This is a genomic window from Fulvitalea axinellae (assembly GCF_036492835.1).
Classification (GTDB): Bacteria; Bacteroidota; Bacteroidia; order Cytophagales; family Cyclobacteriaceae; genus Fulvitalea; species Fulvitalea axinellae.
Genome location: NZ_AP025314.1, coordinates 2,063,355 through 2,083,367 on the forward strand (window position 1 = coordinate 2,063,355; position 20,013 = coordinate 2,083,367).

Annotated in this window: 17 protein-coding genes; 11 read left to right on the forward strand and 6 right to left on the reverse strand. The window is 47.5% G+C overall.

What is annotated here, in order from left to right:
• Positions 1–60 precede the first annotated feature (60 nt).
• A complete protein-coding gene (locus tag AABK39_RS08195) occupies positions 61–798 on the forward strand; it encodes a hypothetical protein (protein WP_338394441.1) in 738 nt (245 codons plus the stop codon).
• On the opposite strand, the gene AABK39_RS08200 is transcribed toward AABK39_RS08195, so the two are convergent.
• From AABK39_RS08200 to AABK39_RS08210, 3 genes are all read right to left on the reverse strand, one after another.
• Positions 795–1,508: an LrgB family protein gene (locus tag AABK39_RS08200; protein ID WP_338394442.1), complete on the reverse strand. Its 714-nt coding sequence runs from the start codon at positions 1,506–1,508 to the stop codon at positions 795–797. The genes AABK39_RS08195 and AABK39_RS08200 overlap by 4 nt on opposite strands.
• Entirely contained in the window at positions 1,501–1,851 is a 351-nt protein-coding gene (locus AABK39_RS08205) for a CidA/LrgA family protein (protein ID WP_338394443.1), read from the reverse strand. Before AABK39_RS08205 ends, AABK39_RS08200 begins: the two co-directional genes overlap by 8 nt.
• Positions 1,852–1,943: 92 nt before the next feature.
• The gene (locus AABK39_RS08210) at positions 1,944–2,933 is read right to left on the reverse strand and encodes a 2-hydroxyacid dehydrogenase (RefSeq protein WP_338394444.1); all 990 of its coding nucleotides are present in this window, start codon (positions 2,931–2,933) and stop codon (positions 1,944–1,946) included.
• Positions 2,934–3,283: 350 nt separating this feature from the next.
• Here AABK39_RS08210 and lepA point away from each other — a divergent pair, with 350 nt between their 5' ends.
• Positions 3,284–5,068 carry a translation elongation factor 4 gene (gene lepA, locus AABK39_RS08215; protein WP_338394445.1) on the forward strand — a complete coding sequence of 595 codons (1,785 nt, stop codon included), beginning with the start codon at positions 3,284–3,286 and terminating at the stop codon, positions 5,066–5,068.
• 52 nt (positions 5,069–5,120) lie between these two features.
• On the opposite strand, the gene AABK39_RS08220 is transcribed toward lepA, so the two are convergent.
• Positions 5,121–5,396, reverse strand: a complete 276-nt coding sequence (locus AABK39_RS08220) for a hypothetical protein (RefSeq protein ID WP_338394446.1) — start codon at positions 5,394–5,396, stop codon at positions 5,121–5,123.
• A 66-nt stretch (positions 5,397–5,462) separates the two neighbouring features.
• Positions 5,463–6,428, reverse strand: a complete 966-nt coding sequence (locus AABK39_RS08225) for a DUF438 domain-containing protein (RefSeq protein ID WP_338394447.1) — start codon at positions 6,426–6,428, stop codon at positions 5,463–5,465.
• 206 nt (positions 6,429–6,634) lie between these two features.
• Here AABK39_RS08225 and AABK39_RS08230 point away from each other — a divergent pair, with 206 nt between their 5' ends.
• From AABK39_RS08230 to AABK39_RS08270, 9 genes are all read left to right on the forward strand, one after another.
• Positions 6,635–8,290, forward strand: coding sequence for an FAD-dependent oxidoreductase (locus AABK39_RS08230; RefSeq protein ID WP_338394448.1), 1,656 nt, complete (start codon positions 6,635–6,637; stop codon positions 8,288–8,290).
• Positions 8,291–8,521: 231 nt separating this feature from the next.
• Entirely contained in the window at positions 8,522–11,407 is a 2,886-nt protein-coding gene (locus AABK39_RS08235; protein ID WP_338394449.1) for a TlpA family protein disulfide reductase, read from the forward strand.
• 226 nt (positions 11,408–11,633) lie between these two features.
• On the forward strand, positions 11,634–11,945 hold the full coding sequence (locus AABK39_RS08240; protein ID WP_338394450.1) for an ArsR/SmtB family transcription factor: 312 nt from the start codon (positions 11,634–11,636) through the stop codon (positions 11,943–11,945).
• 106 nt (positions 11,946–12,051) lie between these two features.
• Positions 12,052–13,356 carry a TolC family protein gene (locus AABK39_RS08245; protein WP_338394451.1) on the forward strand — a complete coding sequence of 435 codons (1,305 nt, stop codon included), beginning with the start codon at positions 12,052–12,054 and terminating at the stop codon, positions 13,354–13,356.
• Between the two features lie 25 nt (positions 13,357–13,381).
• Entirely contained in the window at positions 13,382–14,446 is a 1,065-nt protein-coding gene (locus AABK39_RS08250) for an efflux RND transporter periplasmic adaptor subunit (protein WP_338394452.1), read from the forward strand.
• A gap of 37 nt (positions 14,447–14,483) precedes the next feature.
• Complete coding sequence (locus AABK39_RS08255) at positions 14,484–17,717, forward strand: efflux RND transporter permease subunit (RefSeq protein ID WP_338394453.1); 3,234 nt, start codon at positions 14,484–14,486, stop codon at positions 17,715–17,717.
• A 116-nt stretch (positions 17,718–17,833) separates the two neighbouring features.
• Positions 17,834–18,139: a rhodanese-like domain-containing protein gene (locus AABK39_RS08260; protein ID WP_338394454.1), complete on the forward strand. Its 306-nt coding sequence runs from the start codon at positions 17,834–17,836 to the stop codon at positions 18,137–18,139.
• A gap of 37 nt (positions 18,140–18,176) precedes the next feature.
• Positions 18,177–18,359 carry a YgaP family membrane protein gene (locus AABK39_RS08265; protein WP_338394455.1) on the forward strand — a complete coding sequence of 61 codons (183 nt, stop codon included), beginning with the start codon at positions 18,177–18,179 and terminating at the stop codon, positions 18,357–18,359.
• Between the two features lie 113 nt (positions 18,360–18,472).
• On the forward strand, positions 18,473–19,324 hold the full coding sequence (locus AABK39_RS08270) for an SPFH domain-containing protein (RefSeq protein WP_338394456.1): 852 nt from the start codon (positions 18,473–18,475) through the stop codon (positions 19,322–19,324).
• Between the two features lie 114 nt (positions 19,325–19,438).
• Here the strand turns inward: AABK39_RS08270 and AABK39_RS08275 are convergent, their stop codons facing one another.
• Positions 19,439–19,579, reverse strand: coding sequence for a hypothetical protein (locus AABK39_RS08275; protein WP_338394457.1), 141 nt, complete (start codon positions 19,577–19,579; stop codon positions 19,439–19,441).
• Between the last annotated feature and the right edge of the window lie 434 nt (positions 19,580–20,013).

Consider the following 20,013-nt stretch of genomic DNA (forward strand, 5'->3'; position numbering starts at 1 on the left):
TTTCGGGAGCCAAATACTACAAACAACTTCCTTCTTATCGTGTTGGCTTGAAAAAACACGATGAGAGGGAAGTTTTCTTTTTTATGGGTAATAGCTATTTTATTTGTTTACACTCTGACGTCTTGCGGTTCGGAGAATGTTTCGCCCGCGTCTTGCCTTGTTTATGATTATGTGGATTTTAAAGGAACTCTTGTCCGTGTAGTTTATGACTCAAAGGACAGGGTTGTTCGTTTGGAGAAGCAATTGGGAGATTCTCTTTGGTCGGAAGCTTTCACATATAAGAATAATAAGCTTGATGAAAAGCGAACCTATAATGGAATCGGGACATTGTTGAAAACCGAGAAATTCCGATTTGCTGGCGATTCCGCAATTGTATCGGTTTCGGGAGGTAGCGAAGGTTATCGTTTATATTTTGATGAAAAAGGAAAAACGATCCGTAAAGTCCAAGATACTGGTGATGAGGTTCGCTTTGTTTATAACTCGTTAGGTAATTTGGAAAGTGAAACCCATTACACTCCGGATGGTAAGTTGAGTTTTGAATTACGGTTTTTTATGGGAAATGGGGGACAGCCGTTTTATAAAACACCTTATTCCGGTCTGATCTTCGGGCCTGAGTTCAGTTGTCCAAACAGAACCGAACGAATCAACTATGAGACGGGTGGCCATCGTTTTGAAGAGAGATTTCAAAACAGGTACAGCGACAGTGGACTATTGGAAGAGGTGGAGGCGAGCAGATACAAAGACGGGAAGCTCCAAAAGAAACTTCCCCGCCAGTTTTTTCTATATTCTTGCGATTAGAGAATCGCTTGGAGCACCGGGACCAACAATTCCACGATAAACGGGGTGATTAGTGCGGTAACAACACCACACAGCCCTAACGCTAAGCCTCCGTAGGCGCCGTATTCTTTTCCGAGTTCCGATACAGTGGCGGTTCCCAGCCCGTGGGAAGCCGCGCCCATAGCCATTCCCATCGCTTTTGGACTTTTTACCCGTATGAGCTTGAGAAATGGTAGCCCGAAAATCGATCCAGTAAGTCCCGCAATCATTACAAATACGGCCGTAAGCGAAGCCAATCCCCCAATCTTTTCGGAAATACTCATGGCTATCGGTGTTGTGACGGCTTTTGGGGCCAAGGAAATCAAGACTTGCTCTGTTGCGCCCATGACGGCGGCGATAAAGAGAACGCTGATTACGGCCACGCCACAAGCAGAGAATACGGCCGTGAAGATCATTTTGCTTTGCTTTTTGATCTCCTTCATTTGCGTATAGAGCGGAACGGCCAAAGCCACAACGGCTGTGCCGAGGAAGAAGCTGATGATGCTTCCGCCTTCGTTATATTCAGGGTAGCTGATGTCCAGCGACAGAAGAATGGCGATTATTCCCGCTATACTGAGCAATACGGGATTGAACAGAAAGAAAGGGACCTTACGGTAAAGCGTTCTGGCCAGAAAATACACCCCGCAGGTCAGGGTGACGAAGAATATTTTTGAATGAAGGATTTCAGTCATCGCTAGTGTCCATTTTTTGGCTGACAATGCCAACAACGCCAATAATAATCAGTGTGCTTACAACGCAAGCAACCATAATTGCGGGCCATTCTTTTTCGAGCAAATCGAAATAAAGCATTAGGCCTACACCCGGCGGAATAAAGAAAAAGGCCATTTCTTTATTGAGCAAGTCGGTGACGGGTTTTACGCTTTTGAGTTTTACCAACTTGAAGTTAAGCGCCAGCAAAAGCAAAACCATACCGATGATACTTCCCGGTATGGGTATGTTGAGCAACGCGCTGACGGTGTCGCCGGCGAGAAGACAACCGAAGATGATGGATAAGCTTTTGATAAGGTCTTTCATGCTGTATCGAAAACGCAGATGCGGGAGGGATATTTTACAAAAAAATCAGCGAAACGGCAGAGCCGTTCGCTGAAGTTAACTAGCAGGATTATTTAGAAACTTACTTCATTGGTCAATTCCCTTCCCTCGTTATAGTCTTCGAGGTTTTTCAGGGTAGTTTTTGCGATTTGGGTGAGCGCCTCGTCCGTAAAGAATGCCTGGTGTGAGGTGATCAGCACGTTCGGGAACGAAAGAAGCCTGGCGATTACGTCGTCGGTCACTATTTTTTCCGAAAGATCACGGAAGAAAAGTTTTTCCTCCATTTCGTACACGTCAATACCCAAGGCCCCGATATGTCCGGACTTCAAGCCTTTGATCACTTGTTTTGTGTTTACCAACGGCCCACGGCTGGTGTTGATCAGCATGGCGCCTCTTTTCATCATCTTGATGGTCTCTTTGTTGATGATGTGGTAGGTTGATGGTAGGAGTGGGCAGTGTAGGGAAACGATATCGCTTTGCGTCAGCAAGTCTTGCATTTCCATGTACTCAACGCCTTGTTCCAGCAATTCCGGGTTTTGGTAAACGTCGTAGGCTACGATTTTGCAACCAAACCCACGCATGATCTGGGCGAAAATGGCCCCGATTTTTCCCGTTCCCACCACACCTACGGTTTTGCCGTTCAGGTCAAATCCGGTTAGGCGCTCAAGCGAGAAGTTGTTGTCCCTTACGCGGTTGTACGCTTTATGTGTTTTTCGGTTCAGTGTCAGGATCAAGGCCACGGCGTGTTCCGCTACGGCGTGCGGAGAGTAGGCGGGAACCCTGACAAGTGTGATGCCCAGCTCTTTGGCCTTTTCAAGATCGACGTTATTGAAGCCTGCGCAACGCAGAGCGATAACCTTGATTCCGTAACCCGCCAGCTTCTCAAGGACGTCAGCGCCCAAACGGTCGTTGACGAATGTGCAGATGGCGTCATAGCCTTTGGCGAATTCGGCGGTTTCTTCTTCCAGCCTTACTTTGTAGTAAGTGAGCTCGAAACCTTGGCTGTTGTACTGGTCGAAGTATTGTCGGTCGTATGATTTTGTGCTAAAGAAAGCTACTTTCATTACGATGGGTTTTAGGTCGGAAGATTCGTGTGTTGTATTATTCTAAGTTGCGTTCCTGTTATGGAACAACCTGTTTGTGTGTGTTTGACACTGCGAATTTATAAACAAAAGCTTGTTGTTTATTGTTTGGAGGTTGTTTTGGGCTGAAAAATCGACGCTGTGTAAAAAGATTGCCTCCGTTTTGAAATTGAACAAAAGTAACTGTGAATTTGCCGTGTGTTTTATGATAATTTGAATGAAAGCCGATCTCTTTGGCTATGCGGGCCCCACAGCGATTTTTATTTGCTCCAAGCCCAAATATTTTTACTAAATTTGGAGTTCTATTCTGGAGAAGATATCAAATACAGTCAATGGATAAAATCAGGAACTTTTGTATAATCGCCCATATCGACCACGGGAAAAGCACCTTGGCCGACCGGCTTCTGGAACACACGCAGACCGTGGCGGACAGGGATATGCAGGACCAGCTACTGGACAGTATGGACTTGGAGCGCGAGCGTGGTATTACTATTAAGAGCCACGCCATCCAGATGAATTACCGGAACGGGGGAGATGAATATGTCCTGAACCTGATCGATACGCCGGGGCACGTGGATTTCTCCTATGAGGTGTCTCGTTCTATCGCCGCCTGCGAGGGGGCGCTTTTGATCGTGGACGCTTCGCAAGGTATCGAGGCGCAGACGATCTCGAACCTTTATTTGGCTATGGAGAATGATTTGACCATCATTCCCGTACTGAACAAAATCGACCTGCCGGGCGCCAGCCCAGAGGAGGTATCTGACGAAATCGTTGACCTTTTGGGTGTGGAGCGCGACGAGATCATTCGTGCCAGCGGCAAAACGGGCCAAGGTGTGGACGATATTCTCGATGCGATCGTTAAGAGAATTCCGGCGCCGAAAGGTGACCCGGAAGCGCCGTTGCAGGCCATGATTTTCGATTCGCAGTACAATCCGTTCCGTGGCGTGGAGGTAATCTTCCGCGTGTTTAACGGGACATTCAAAAAAGGCGACGCCGTTAAGTTCGTTAACACCGGACGCACATATAACGCCGACGAAATCGGTATTCTGAAACTGGAGCAGGAACCTCAGAAAGAGATTGCCGCCGGTAATGTGGGCTACCTGATTTCGGGAATCAAAAACGCCCGCGAGGTAAAAGTGGGTGATACCATTACGCACGTGGAACGCCCTTGCGAAGCGGTGACGGGTTTTGAGGACGTAAAGCCGATGGTTTTCGCCGGTATCTATCCGGTGGACACTACGGAGTACGAAGAACTCCGCGCTTCGATGGAAAAGCTTCAGCTCAACGACGCCTCTTTGGTATGGGAGCCTGAGACTTCCGCCGCTTTGGGCTTCGGTTTCCGCTGCGGATTTTTGGGAATGCTCCACTTGGAGATTATCCAGGAACGGCTTGAGCGTGAGTTTGACATGACAGTGATCACCACCGTGCCGTCCGTGCAATACAAGGCCGTAATGACCGACGAGAGCATCAAATGGGTTAACGCTCCTTCGGAAATGCCTGAGCCGAACAAGTGTTCGCATATCGAAGAGCCTTATATCAAAGCCCAGATAATCTCGAAGTCTGATTATATCGGACCGATTATCAGCTTGTGTATGGACAAGCGCGGTATTCTCAAAAATCAGGTTTATCTGACTACGGACCGCGTGGAGTTGACTTTCGATTTGCCTTTGGCCGAAATTGTATTTGACTTCTTCGACAAGCTGAAAACCATTTCGAGAGGTTACGCTTCGTTGGATTACGAATTGACAGGTTTCCGTCAATCGAATATGGTGAAGCTTGATATGATGCTGAACGGCGAGAAAGTGGATGCGCTCTCAGCCATCGTTCACCGTGACAAGGCCTACGAATGGGGCAAGCGTCTGTGCGAAAAGCTCAAAGAGCTGTTGCCTCGCCAGATGTTCGAAATCGCCGTGCAGGCTTCGATCGGTACAAAGATTATCGCTCGCGAAACCGTTAAGGCGATGCGTAAAAACGTATTGGCCAAGTGTTACGGCGGTGATATTTCGCGTAAGCGTAAACTCCTCGAAAAGCAGAAAAAAGGTAAGAAGAGAATGCGTCAGGTGGGTAATGTGGAGATTCCGCAGGAAGCCTTTATGGCCGTTCTTAAGCTTGACTAATATTGCCTTAGGATATAAAAACAAAAAAGCGAAGCCCGGTGGGTTTCGCTTTTTACTTATACAGAAGTTTGTAATCCAGTATCAGTTCTTGTTGGCCTTCGGGAGCGGGCTCCTCTCTGATGTCGATAATCGTTTGACCGCTCAGAATATGTTCGATCGCTTCGGTTAGCTGGTAAAGGTCAATTGCGTCGGGAGCTTGCGCTTCGGGGAAACGCAGAACGACTTCGACCACGTGAGTTTTCCGCAGGGAAAACGGGATCAGCTTTTCGCAAAATGCCTCTTTCAGCGATTCGTAATCGTTGGAAGTGATGCGCAGAAATTTTTTCATGGGGCGAATTTACGCTGATTTTCCGTTTGGCGCCCCATTTTCGTTATCCCTTCCTACAATTTAATATCAGTCCCAGTCCAGCAAGCGCTGTTCGCCCGATAGTTTCTGGATTTCCGTAATATCTTGCGACATTTCGATTACGCCTTTATATTCCTTGTTGGCGTTACGGACGGCGAAATAGCGGATATAAAGCACATGCCCACGGTGGTTGAACCAGAACTCGGCGGTGTTTTGTGTTCCTTTTCTGAATTCCTCCAAAATCCTCAATACGGTTCCTACGCTTTTCGGAGGGTGGCAGAAACGCACTTCACGGCCGATAATGCCCGGGCTTCTTGGGAAAACACGTTCCTCGCCGCGGTTGTAGAAGATCACTTTGTCATCTTCGTCTACGTAAGTGATGTCCAGTGGCATGGTCTTGAGCAAAAGGTTGATTTGCTCGTGGCTCAGGTAACCTTCGTCCATCCGCAGTTTGTCTTCGGTTGAGAAAGTCAGCTCCCTTTGCTCAAAGTCCTCGGATGGGTGAACGTAAGCCTGTTCTGCTTTTTCGCCATATTCCGGAGGCGTTTCCTTCAGCATCCAGCCGATTTCCTCTTCGCCGTTTCTTACGGATTTCCAGTCGTTTTCGTCAAGAAGCTCCAACGCGTTCGGGAAAAGGACATTCTCTTCGATTTCCAGAAGGCGGATTATACCTGTGGAAAGGTGGTATAGGTTTGGGGCGATTTTGTCAAAGTCACGTTTTTCCAGGTGTTCCCTGATGATCTTGGCTTGGGCCCTGAGCGTGTCATGGAAAGACCACATGCCTTGGCTGGGATTGTTCCATCCTTTTTTCTCCAAAAACGGGAAAAGTTGGTTTTCTTTTCTGGCAAATCTTTTCTCTACTTCGCACAGCTCGTTGAACTGGTTGAAAAAAGTTTGCGGATCGTTTTCGATATCGGTTTTGGAAATGTCGCTGATGATAGCCTTGATCAGCTCGGCCTCTGCTTTATATATGCTTACGGGGTGCCCCGGATTCAATGTCTCTTGGGTGTTCATACGGTAATGGTTTTGTTTGTGGCAATGTCACGAATTCGTAGCCTTTCCGGTATGCTTTCGGTCATATGTGAAAAAATCGGCGTTTTTGGAGCGAGGGAAGCATAGGTGACGGAAGTCATATTTTATTTGGAAAGAGAGGTTTAGATTTATTTTTGATGACTAAATGTGCATTTTAGCATTAAATTTTAAACACAGACACCCATCCGATGAAACAAAAGACAATAATAGTGGTCGGTGGCCTTTCGGCTGGGCCTTCGGCGGCGGCCAAGGCCAGAAGAATGGACGAGAACGCAAGAATTATCCTTTTCGAAAAAACTTCCGATATAAGCTACGCTACCTGCGGTATGCCTTATGCCCTTTCGGGAACAATCCCTAGCAGGGACAAGCTGGTGGTGGTTAAGCCTGAGTTGTTGGAGAAGCGTTTTAGAATAGACGTTCGCTTGGAAGAGCCCGTGTTGGAGATCTTCCCCGAAGAGAAGAAGGTGAAAACCAATAAAGGCGAATACGCTTACGATTCTTTGGTTTTTGCGACGGGAAGCCGTGGAGCGGTGCCACCGATACCCGGATTGGCCGAGGCGAAGAATTGGGCTCATTGTCGGACGATGGGCGATTTTGACGCTTTGAAAGCGAAGACGGATGATGCCTCAGCCAAAAAAGTGGCGGTTCTCGGCGCCGGCCTGATCGGTGTGGAAGTGGCTGAAAACCTGAAAATGGTCGGTAAAGACGTTGTCGTTTTGGAAATGGCGCCGGAAGTGTTGCCGGCTTGGAGTCCTGCTTTCGGCAAATTTGCGGGAAAGGTTCTGGATGAATCAGGGTTGGTGCTCAAAACGTCAACAAAAGTTACGTCGCTTGAGGTGGAGAACGGCGAGATATGCGCCTTGGTGACTGAGAGCGGAGAACGCATCGAATGCGATTTTTTGGTTTTGGCGACGGGAGGAATACCGAACACGGATATTTTGAAAAACAAAGGCGCCGAATGCGTTGGCAATGGGGCTTTGGTTGTGGATGAAAATATGCGAACCAGCCTTCCCGGTATTTTTGCTGCTGGCGATTGCGCCGTGATCAAGCATCTGATCACTAAAAAGCCTGCTTATTTTCCGTTGGGAACTCACTCCAACAAAGGCGGAAGAACGGCGGGAGCCAACGCTACAGGAGCGAATGAAAGGTTCAAAGGCGCTTACGGAACGGCCATAGTTAAGCTTTTCGGTCACACATTGGCCCGTACGGGCATGAACGGAGCGATGCTCGACGCTGAGGGAGTTCCGTATAAATCGACATTTGTGATCGGTGACGCTACACCGGGTTACTATCCCGGACAAAAACCCGTTTTCCTCAAAATATGGTATCATGCCGACGACCGTCGCCTTTTGGGGGCTGAAGCATTTGGCGAAAAGGGGATCGATAAGCGAATTGATGTCTTGAGCGTTGGGATTTACGCCAAGTTGACGATCGACGATTTACCGCAGTTGGATTTGGCTTACGCCCCGCCGTTCTCACCGGCCAAAGACCCAGTGGTTGTGGCCGGCTATGTGGCCGGAAATGCGTCGGATTTGGGCTTTACGGAAATCCACCCCGAAGAATTCGAAACGGAGAAACCCGACGACGCCGTAGTTCTGGATGTCCGTAATCCAAAAGAACTCGAAGCGACGGGGAAAATCTTTGGTGCGGTAAATATTCCGTTGGATCAGTTGAGAGACCGATTGGACGAACTGGATAAAAGCAAGCCTGTTTTTGTGTATTGCGCCAAAGGACTTAGAGGGTATTTGGGCGCTCTGGTTTTGTCACATAACGGGTTTGAAAAAGTCTATAATATTTCCGGAGGCATGACGCATTGGAAAATGCAGGGTATGGAAACCGTTTAACGGTTTTCGCCAAAGAACCGGGCGTGTTCCACATGCTCGGTTCTTGCTTTTTGAGTATTAGTGGCTAGTCTATATATGGCTATTTTTATTGATAGTGTTACAATATTTTTATATTATAACAGCGTTATTCTTTTTGCTGGAGCTGATTTTTGGGATTGAATCTTTTGTGCTGTTGCTCTGGTTGCGTTGCTTTTTTTACAGGTTATTTTTCAATAAAACACACTACGATTGATGAGAAAACTGTTGATTTTTACTCTCGCCGTATTCCTTAGCCCGCAATTATGGGCGCAAAAGGAATCTGTACAAGTTCCAAAAATAATTCAAAAATATTATTACTCCACCAGCGGATCTTCCGTTTGGGATTTGGGGATTTGGAGCAACCGTTTTCAGGCGAACAACACAACGTTTCGGATAACGTCGGTGAAGGAAGAAAACGGTGTTTATGAGGTTGAAGGTGAGGCTAACGGAAACTCGAAACAGCTTTATGTAAAGCCCCTGAACGAATACTACGCTGAGCTCTCGGATAGTCCCGACGGCTATTTTTCGCTAAAGAAAACCAACGCCGATTTTCCTGATGAGCAACCGGAAGAGGTCTTGAAGGAAATTCCGGATAATTTGTCCGGGAAGTGGAATGTTTCGGGCCCGGGGCCAAGCATGAAAATCGAAAAAACTAGAGTGTCAATAGGCAAGGGCGGTGCGGATCTCGAAGCGATTTTTAAAATGCCAAATTCCTATTTTTTAATTCTAAACGGTGATTTGGGAAAACAGTATGTGACCATCGAGCCTAAAGAAAACTCGCACTTGCTTTTGTCTAAAGTCGATAAAGATCCGGTCCTTTTCATAAAGGAAGGACAAACTTCAGTAGGCCTGAAAGTGGATTTGGCTAAACTTTTTTCGGCGTTTGGCGGAACTTGGTATGGTCGAGGAGGCTCGGAATTATTGAAAATATCCGGAAAGGATGTCAGATGGAACAGAAGGAAATTAAAGGAATTGAAAATTTTCAGAAATCCGTTGACCGGCGCTTATATTTTGAAGCATAAGTCAGGGGAAGTAGCATTGAAACAAGGGCCAAGGGGCAGGGTGGAGTACGAGAAAACCAGCGATTTTGGCGTGTTGCGTTCCGACCCGTCGCAGAAAGAAATGCTGGAGTTGTATGCGGGCGATTTGCCTTTTGGTTGGCCGACTGAATGGTTTGCGATAGACGAGAAATCTCTTTGGACGTACGGTTTTGCGAATGAGAGACTCTTCGCCGACGGCGATGCGTGGGAACTCGAAAAAATGACTTATTTCGACTGCGTTTACCGTTTTGTGGTTAGGAATAATTCGGATGTGAAGCGGGAATATTTTTTCCGTTTGGACAAGAACGGAACCCCGATGGCCAAGGTGTCAGGGGGAGAGTGGAAAGCTTATGTAGGAGACAAGGACTTATCCGGCTCGTTTGATTTTGATAAACTTAATATTGAAAATAAACAAGGAAAGGCAATCGTCAGAGCGAGTTTTTATGGTGAAGTCGGGGCATTCAGAGAAATGATTCGTAATTGTAAATTGACGGTTACGGACCCGATGTTCGAGGATGAAGTTGTTTATAAGAAAGTAAACGAGACCGGGGAATTCGTGGAATTTGAGGTGCCTTTGAACGGCGTGTCAAAAGCCCGGTTAGAGTGCGGACGTTTTGGGAAAGGTTTCATCGTGGTGCCGGGCGAGGAGCTTCTGGTCGGTTTTCGGATGTCTACTGGCAAGGCATGGCGAACGGAAGTGAACGTGATGGGGCAATTGGCCCGATACGATGAGGCTCAAAACAATTTCAGAAGAGCGGTTTCGTCAGCTTTGAAACCCGATTGGGGCATGCAAAAATCTTATAACATGCTGTCTTCGGAGAAGGACCCGGCGAAGATGAAAGCTTTTGTAGAAGAAAACCAAAAGCGAATGTCTGTCTGGATGCAGAAGTATTTCGAGAAAAACGATGTAAGTAAAGCGATAAGGGCCGAGGGCGAATTCCGGATGGGAACCTATATTAGCGGCATGGCTTCGACGTATAGGCATTATCAGAAATCCATCCCGAAAGAGAAACTCGACGAGGCTTGGCCTATTCCGGAAATGGAGTTTGAGCTTCCTGAGCCGTTGCCCGCATGGCAGGCTGGCCTTTCGAGATCTTTTCTCTATCGGATCATGAATTCTTTTGAAAAGAGTGAATTTGGCAAGCGGCAGCCTTCATTGGAAAATCTGCCTGGCGTGGATAAGGCCGAGCTTGAAAAGAGAACAGAAGCGAAGAAGTTAGTGAAGAAGGCCAAGGAAGAGTTGGGAGAAGATAAGTTTCAGGAAATTGTGGAGACAGATTTGGCCAATGTCCCCAAGAAATACAGGAAGGTGAAGCGGGCGATATTGTCCGGCGAGGAGTTTTTCGAAAAATATAAAGACATTTTAGAGAAAGAAAAGCACATAGCTAAAGCGCAGGCTTTTTCTGAATTCGCAAAGGAAAAAGGGTTGGATCAGAATATTGCGGATATGGTGCTGTCCCGTTATTTCTCCAATCTGGTTTTCAAAGGAAAGGATCTTAAGAAAGGCGAATTGCTTTTCGACACTTATCGCTCACAACTTTCCACCGCTAACGCAAAAGGGAAAGCCGATGCGAAATTCCAAGAACTAAAGCGCTGGGTGGCGAATTTCAAATTGCCGGACGGAGCCAAGCTCAATGTTGTGGCCGACCTTTCGGCCGAACAGGTTCTGGCCAAAATTAAAGAGAAGCACAAAGGCAAAGTGATTTATCTCGACTTATGGGCCACTTGGTGTGGGCCTTGTAAAGGAGAAATGCCTTTTGCCAAGAAATTGAAAGCGAAGATGAAAGGCAAGGACGTAGCCTTTGTTTATCTCTGCGGAAGCTCAAGGGAAGGGGATTGGAAGAGTTCGATTGTTGATATGGATATCAGCGGTGACCATTATTTCCTAAACAGGGAGCAGACTACCGAAGTGCTGAAGATGTTCGATTCCCGTGGGTTCCCGACGTATAGGGTATTCGACAAAGAAGGAAATGAGGTCAAAGGAATGGCTGGCAGACCGAGTAATCCGGGAACGGCTAAAAGCCTTGAGAAACTTCTGAATGCGAATGCCTCGCTCTAACGTTCCTGCTTAGGGAATTTGATTTATTAAACGCCTTCCGGTTCCTTGTTAGTGAGTCGGAAGGCGTTTTTTTTGAAAAAAATCAGATAAAGCGCAACAAAAGAAAAGGGGATCCGTCAATAAAAACATAATGTCAAATTTGACATATGTCTGAAATAGCATTATGTTTGCCTTAAGGTTTGTCTTTTCGGCAACATTAATAAGTTGGATACGGAAGCTAAAATATATGAGTGAGCAAACGAACCATGAGGAATTGTTGACGGCGGAGCAGGAGGCGAATCTGGAAAAAGCGGCGAATATGATAAAGTCGATTGCGAATCCCATTCGTTTGGGTATCGTTTGGCTTTTGAAAGACGGGAAAGAAATGAGCGTTTCCGAATTGCACAAGGGTATGGGACTCGATCAGGGAATGGTCTCGCATTATATTGCAAGAATGAAGGCTCAAGGAATCCTTAATTGCCGTAAGGAAGGAAAAAAGAACCTCTACTACATTGAGCATAAGAAGATTCTGAACGTGTTCAAGTGTATGAAAATATAGACTCGGGCATATCTGCCGTATGGACGGATAACCCAGACAATATCTTCGGAATATGGCGGAGATATTTTTTTCGGAAAAATAATGCTAAAATCTACATACTTTCATCATGAAGATACTGAGCCGAACTTTCATTTTCCTATTGGCCACGCTGGTGTCCGCAGTGGCGACGGCCCAAGAAAAGCGTTCCTTGGGACTCGATGAGGCCTTGAGGTTGGCCGCCGAGGGAAATGGTACCTTAAAGCGGAAATCGGCGGAGCTTATGGCCGCCCGCGCCAAGGCAAACCAAAGTCTGGCGGCCTTTCTGCCCCAAGCGGAGTTGTCGACATCTTTTGTCAGAACCAATGATCCGTTAAACGTTTTCGGGTTCAGGCTGAAGCAGGGAATCGTAACACAGGAGGATTTTGTACCTGCGAGCCTTAACAACCCTTCAGGATTCACAAACTATTCGACACGGGCCGAAATCAGGCAACCGATTTTTAATCTTGATGGACTTTACGGCCGAAAGGCGGCTCGCTATCAAGTCAAATCCAAAGAGTTTGAATTGGAAAGGACAAAAAAAGCTATCGACCTAGAAGTGCGCCGGCAATATTTTGCCGTAGGGCTGGCAAACGGAAGGGTGGAGGTTTTGGAAAAAGCCCTTGCCACTGCGGAAGCGACACTCAAAGTGGTGGAAGACAGCAAAGGTCAAGGTTACGCCAAAGAGTCGGACTTACTGGAAGTGAGAATTCACGCCTTGGATTTGGACAGAAAACTGGATCAAGCCAAGAGCGACAGACAAACCTCCAACGATTATCTGGCGATGCTTCTGGGTATATCGGATACCGAAATCGAACCAGCTGATATGTTGGTGATCGAAAGCGCCTCCGCTGAGGCGCCGGAACTTTCCAAAAACCGTGACGATATCCGGGCTTACGAAATGGGGCTTGAGGCGGCGAAGAGCATGGTCGGGGCGAAGGCCTCTGGGTTTGTGCCGAGAGTAAACGCCGTTGGCGCTTTCGAAACGAACGGCGATCAGGTTTTGGGAAGTGGCCAAGACAATTATTTGGTCGGCGTAAGCCTTTCGTGGAAACTTTTCAACGGATACAAAAACGTAGGGGAACTCAGGGAAGCCAAAGCCAAAGTGGCCGAGGCCGGGCAAGCCTTTGAGGATTACAAACGCCAAAGCTCCATAGAATTGGAGAAAACCTACCGAGAATACGAAGTGAGCCGAAAAGGTTTGGCCACTGCCGAGACCGCCGAAAAGCACGCTAAAGAAAACCTGCGCATAACGTCCGATCGTTTCGCCGAAGGCATGGAAAAAACTTCCGACTTGTTGCGTGCCCAGACCCTTCTGGCCGAAAAACGTCTTGAAGCTCTCAACGCCCGCTACGGCTACGTGATGATGGGCTATTACCTCGAATTCCTTAGATAAGCGATAAACACAAAAATACAGATCCATGAAGATCTCGACTTTAAAAATATTCACGGCCGGCATCCTTCTTTCGTTGGCGTCTTGTTCTTCCGAAAAACAGGAAAATGGAAACGCGGTTCCCGCCGTCAAAGTCTCGGTTGTCACTGCCGAAATGAGTGACGCCGGAAGCCCGAAAAGCTTCTCCGGAATTGTAAAAGCCGTTCGCGAAACCCGTCTGAGCACTAAGCTGATGGGCCGGGTACTTGATTTTCCGGTGGAAGAAGGGCAGAAAATCAAAAAGGGACAATTGCTCGTCAGAGTGGACAGCAAAGATCTTTTGGCCAAAAAAGAGCAAGCCAAAGCTGGGTTGAAACAAGCCGAATCGGCCTTCGCCAATATCAAAAAGGATTATGAGAGAGTAGGGCGCCTACATGCCAAAAAGAGCGCTACGGACAAGGAGTTGGATGATATAACAAACGCCTACAACGCCATGTCGGCGAATCTTGAAGCGGCGAAGCAAGGCTTGGTCGAGATCAACCAGACTTTGGCTTACGCCACCTTGCGCTCGCCTTTTGATGGCTATGTTACCAAGAAATTCATGAGCCAAGGCGATATGGCCACGCCCGGAATGCCGGTAGTGGCTGTGGAGGCCGAAGGCGATTACAAACTTGTGGCCTTGGTGCCCGAAAGCGACTTGGCAAGCGTAGCCGAAGGCGCCGACGCCACTATCAGAGTCGACGCTTTAGGCAAAGAGATTCCCGCCAAAATTCATCGCCTGAATGTTTCCAGCGCTTATTCCGGAGCCCAATACGAAGTGGATGTCCGCCCGGTTGATGAGTCTGCGCAACTCAGGAGCGGTATGCACGCCTATCTTGATTTGTCTGGAAAAGGAAATTCAAAGCTTCTTGTTCCCGAGAAATATTTGGTGAAACGAGGTCAGCTCACCGGAATTTATACGGTTTCCAAGGCCGGAAAAGCAAAACTGCGCTGGCTAAGGCTCGGCAAGAAAGTGGGCGCTTCCGTGGAGGTTTTGTCAGGCTTGAAGGCGGGAGAGAAAATCGTGACAGGTTCGAAAAACCGCTTGCGTGACGGACAGCCCGTCAAGTTTTAAGAAGTAGGAAACTGGTTTGGATTTAAATCATTAGGATATGAAAACCGGATTTGCGGGAAAAATCGCCCAAGGGCTGATCAATTCGAAACTGACACCCTTGCTGATGATCGCTTTCTTGGCGATAGGCACATACGCTTCGTTTCTTACCCCGAGGGAAGAGGAGCCTCAAATCGACGTGCCGATTGCGGATATCTTGCTGAGATATCCCGGCGCCAGCCCCGAGGAAATGGAAAGTAGAGTCGTAAGGCCTTTGGAAAAATACCTGAGCAATGTCCCCGGCGTCGAGTACGTTTATTCGACCTCGATGCCCGGGCAGGCCATGCTCGTTGTCCGCTTCTATGTAGGCGAGAACGTTGAGTTGAGTTTCGTGAAAATGTACAACGAAATGATGCGCAACATGGACCAATTCCCCCAAGGCGTAAGCATGCCTTTGGTGAAATTGCGTTCGATCGACGATGTGCCGATGCTGGCGCTCACGCTTTGGAGCGACAAATACGACGATTATGATCTTCGCCGTATGGCGGGAGAGTTGGACAGCGAAATAAAGACCGTGTCCGATGTTTCCACAACAAAAATAGTGGGTGGCAGAACTCGCCAGCTCCGCGTGGAGCTTGACCGTGAAAAGCTCGGCGCTTACGGAATCGATCCTTTGGCCGTGGTTGGCTCAATAAAGTCGGGTAATAACCAAATGGCTTCCGGCGCTTTCGACTCCAATGACCGTGAGTTTTTGGTGGAGACCGGCGCTTTTCTGAGCGAGGCCGAGGATTTGGAAAATCTTGTGGTGGGAATTTCGGGCCAAAGCCCGGTTTATCTGAAGCAAGTGGCCGAGATAAAAGACGGTCCCGGCGAGCCGACACAATACGTAAGCTTCGGTAGCGGAAAAGCTTCGGGGCAGGAAATTATCGGGGATTATCCGGCAGTCACTATTTCGGTGGCGAAACGCCAAGGCGCCGACGCCATGAAAATCGCCGACAAGATTATGGCGAAAGTGGACCGTTTGCGTCCAGAATTGTTGCCTGAAGAGGTCAAGGTTTCAGTTACCAGAAACTATGGCGAAACGGCTTCACACAAAGTAAGCGAGCTTTTGCTTCACCTGATCGGTTCCATTATCGCCGTAACCTTCGTGGTGGCTTTGGCCATGGGCTGGCGTGGCGGTTTGGTTGTGTTTCTTTCGGTTCCCGTTACCTTCGCTTTGACTCTGCTCACTTATTACCTTTTGGGTTACACCCTGAACAGGATTACGCTTTTCGCTTTGGTTTTCGTAACCGGTATTGTGGTCGACGATTCGATTATCATCGCCGAGAATATGCACCGCCATTTCAAAATGCGGAAAACCTCCAAGTTCAAAGCGGCGATCGAGTCGATCAACGAAGTTGGTAACCCTACGATTCTGGCCACGTTCACCGTTATCGCGGCGGTATTGCCGATGGTTTTCGTTTCCGGACTGATGGGCCCGTATATGAGCCCGATGCCGATCGGCGCCTCCTTCGCCATGATGTTCTCTCTTTTGGTCGCTTTGATGGTGACACCGTATTTGGCTTATCGCCTGATCAAATTCGAAGCGGATAAGAAGGATAAGGAATTTGATCTCAAAACCACTTTCGTCTATAGGCTTTACGCCAAAATGATGAACCCGATGATCGAGACGCCTTGGAAACGTTGGGCGTTTATCGGCGGAACGTCATTCCTGCTTTTCGGCTCCATGTCGCTGTTTTATTTCAAAATGGTGGCCGTGAAAATGTTGCCGTTCGATAATAAGAACGAATTCCAGGTGATCGTCGATATGCCCGAGGGAACAACCTTGGAACGCACGGCGGCGGTGACATCTGAACTGGCGGATTTCCTGAAAGAGGAACAGACAGTGATGAACGTCCAGACTTATGTGGGCACGGCGGCGCCGATCAACTTTAACGGCCTTGTTCGCCATTACGATTTCCGCAGAGGTTCCAATGTGGCGGATATTCAGGTTAACCTTATCGATAAATCGGAAAGAAGCCTCCAAAGCCACGATATAGCGAAAGCCGTTCGCCCGGCATTGGCCGAACTTGGGAAGAAACTCGGAGCCAATGTGAAAGTGGTGGAAGTTCCTCCCGGACCTCCCGTAATCTCGACTTTGGTAGCCGAAGTGTATGGCCCGAATCTCGAAGAGCAAACGAGGATAGCCAAAGACATAAAAGACGTTTTCGATAACGCCGAGGGAATTGTGGACGTGGACTGGATGGTCGAAGACAACCAGCGGGAATACAAATTCGTGCTTGACAGGCGCAAAGCCAGCCGACACGGTATTAGCTCCGAACAAGTGGTGAATGCCATGGGACTTGCGTTGGGCGGAATGCCGGCGGGCAGGCTTTATAAGGAAGAGGAAAAGGAAGGCGTGAACATTATGGTTCGCCTCAGCGAAGAGGACCGTTCCAGCCTTGAGAGCCTCAGAAGCCTTTCCGTGATGTCGCCGAACGGATATATGGTGCCGATAGGGGATGTGGCCGAAGTTAAGGAGCAAAATCAGGACAAAAGCATTTATCGCAAAAACCAAAGGCGAGTGGTGTACGTGATGGCCGAAGTGGCCGGCGATCTTGAAAGTCCGGTTTACGCCATTATGGATGTGAAAGACAAAATCGGTGAGATCAACGTGCCCGCGGGCTATAGTTTGGAGCAGAACTTCACCGGTCAGCCAGAGCACTCCGATGATTTCTCGGTATCGTGGGATGGCGAGTGGTTTATCACTTACGAAGTATTCCGGGATCTGGGAGCGGCCTTCGCCGTAGTTCTGATCATCATTTATATGCTGATTATCGGATGGTTCCAAGACTTCAAAGTTCCGATGGTGATGATGGTTGCCATTCCGCTTTCCATGGTTGGTATTTTGGTGGGACACTGGATGCTTGACGCCTTCTTTACCGCCACGTCCATGATCGGTATGATTGCCTTGGCAGGGATTATGGTTCGGAATTCCGTCTTGCTGATCGACTTTATCAACCTAAGACTGGACGAAGGTGCCAACCTACACGACGCGGTGGTGGAAGCCGGCGCAGTACGTACAACCCCGATTCTTCTTACGGCCGGAACGGTTGTTATCGGAGCGTTCGTAATTCTCTTCGATCCAATTTTCCAAGGCTTAGCTATTTCTCTGATGGGCGGTTCCATCGCTTCCACGGCTTTGACATTGTTGATCGTTCCGCTGATTTATTATATGACCGAAAAAGGTAAAAAGGGGAATGGGAAGTCGAAGGAAGAAAATGTAAACCAAGAAGCGGAATCGTTGAATTCGTGATTTTAAAGTCAATTTTTAGGAATCAACTCTATTTAACATAATGCATGAGTAGGGTTGATTGCTGAACGTTGAAAACGCCATAGTTATACAGTTCAAAAATATTAAAGGGAATAGATATGTTAAACGTATTAAAATCTATGTTCGGAGGGCCTTCGCATGCGGAAATGAAGAAATTGGTGGAGGAAAAAGGCGCCGTAGTGGTCGATGTACGGACCAAGGGTGAGTTTCAGGCCGGAAATGCCCCTGGGTCCGTGAATATTCCGCTCACTGACCTTATAGGCAAAGTAGTGGAGATCAAATCTTGGAATAAACCTGTGGTTTTGTGTTGCCTTTCCGGTGGCCGGGCGTCCAAGGCTTTGGGTGTTCTCAAGTCAAACGGAGTGGAGGCGTATAACGCCGGATGTTGGCAAAACGTAATTTGATTCCTTTCAGGATTTCGCAAACTTAAACACAAAGACCATGATAGAGAGAATAATCAGGGCCGTAGCTGGCAGTTTTATATTGCTGAGCTTGACCATGGCCCACTTCCACAGCCCTAATTGGTACTACTTTACCGCCTTTGTCGGGTTGAACCTGTTTCAGTCGTCGATTACCAAATTCTGTCCTCTGGAATGGGGATTGAAGAAAATGATCAAAGTGTAACGGTCAAAGACCTTTATTTGAGTTGCAAGAACCGCCCTTTTGGGGCGGTTTCTTTCTTTGGGACAATCTTGGTTCGGATTTGGTACTGAAAAACTGGACCAAAACTTAAAATTATGTCGCAGGAAAAATCGTTTGTACCGGCCAATGGATACCTAATGCTCTTTGTAGAGCTTATCATATTGGTTGTGGGAGGGTTTGCGGTAAAGACGGGCAGTGTTTTGCTAGGTGTGATCAGCGCAATTGTCTTCATCTTTTTACTGGGAGGTTTTCTGGTGGTAAACCCTAATGGCTCCGCAGTAATGACGCTGTTTGGAAAATACACAGGAACGGTGAAGAATAATGGATTCTATTGGGTAAACCCATTTTATTCCAGATTCAAAATTTCGCTCAAAGCCCGCAATTTCGATAGCGACCGGGTGAAGGTAAACGACAAAATCGGTAACCCGATTCTGATAAGCGTGATTCTCGTTTGGCAAGTGAAAGACACTTACAGGGCAGCCTTTGACGTAGATGATTATAATGCTTTTGTAAATGTGCAGTGCGATGCCGCCGTCCGGAAATTGGCTGGGCTTTACCCTTACGATAATCTTGAGGACCACGAAGCGCAGATAACCTTACGTTCGGGAGTGAATGAGGTGAACCACGCCTTGGAAGCGGAACTTTCCGAAAGGCTTAAAATTGCCGGAATAAACGTGATTGAGGCCCGCATAGGCTACTTGGCTTACGCTTCAGAAATCGCCGGTGCGATGCTCCGTCGTCAGCAGGCGTCGGCGGTTGTGGCCGCCCGGACAAAGATTGTGGAAGGGGCTGTGGGAATGGTGGAGATGGCGCTGGAAAAATTGTCGGACGACAAAAATGTAAAGCTTAGCGAGGAGCAGAAAGCCCGGATGGTGGGCAACCTGATGGTTGTTCTTTGTTCGGATAAAGAAGCCACTCCGGTAGTTTCGACAGGGAACGAACACTAGCCTATAAAAATTAAAAGAAGCCGTGGGACCACGGCTTCTTTCATACCTAGAGGGTGGGACATTTTTGATGAAGTAGTGTTACCGGCCTTCGCGGTCCGCCTCACCAAAAAACGGCTAGTCTTGTAGAATGTCATGGACCTCGTCCAAAACATCGTCGCTGTCATCTGTAAAAAAGAGTCCAACAGGAACGTTTTCGTCGACCAGCCAGAGCTCTTCTTTTTCGAGCTCCAATAAAGAATCATCCGTACTAAACATAGAAATCTATTTGATCTGAAAGCAATATAGATAAATCAGGTTCTAATAGAATCGCTTTTTTGGGGCTTTCATTACGCATTGGCTCTATTCGGTTTTTGGGAAAAAAGAGAATTTGGGCCGATTAAAGCTATTTCTTTTTAATTAATGTCTATTTTGCTGAAAATGAGTGTGTTTTGAATGTTTGTTTCCTTCGTTATACGAAATGTTTTTTTTGATTTATAAAAAAATGATGCTTTCTTCTTCACTCGTTTATTAAAAAAAATTGAGGGATTCGGTACAGAAACGCAATATTTTTTATGGGTTCCTACAGCCCAAAATGTCAAATTTGTCTTGATAACGCCGACTATTGTCCATTGGTTGATAAATCCGAAAACACACATCATTTTGCCCAAAGGCTTTTTTTGTAATCACTTTTATTTGTCGGGTCACTAAAT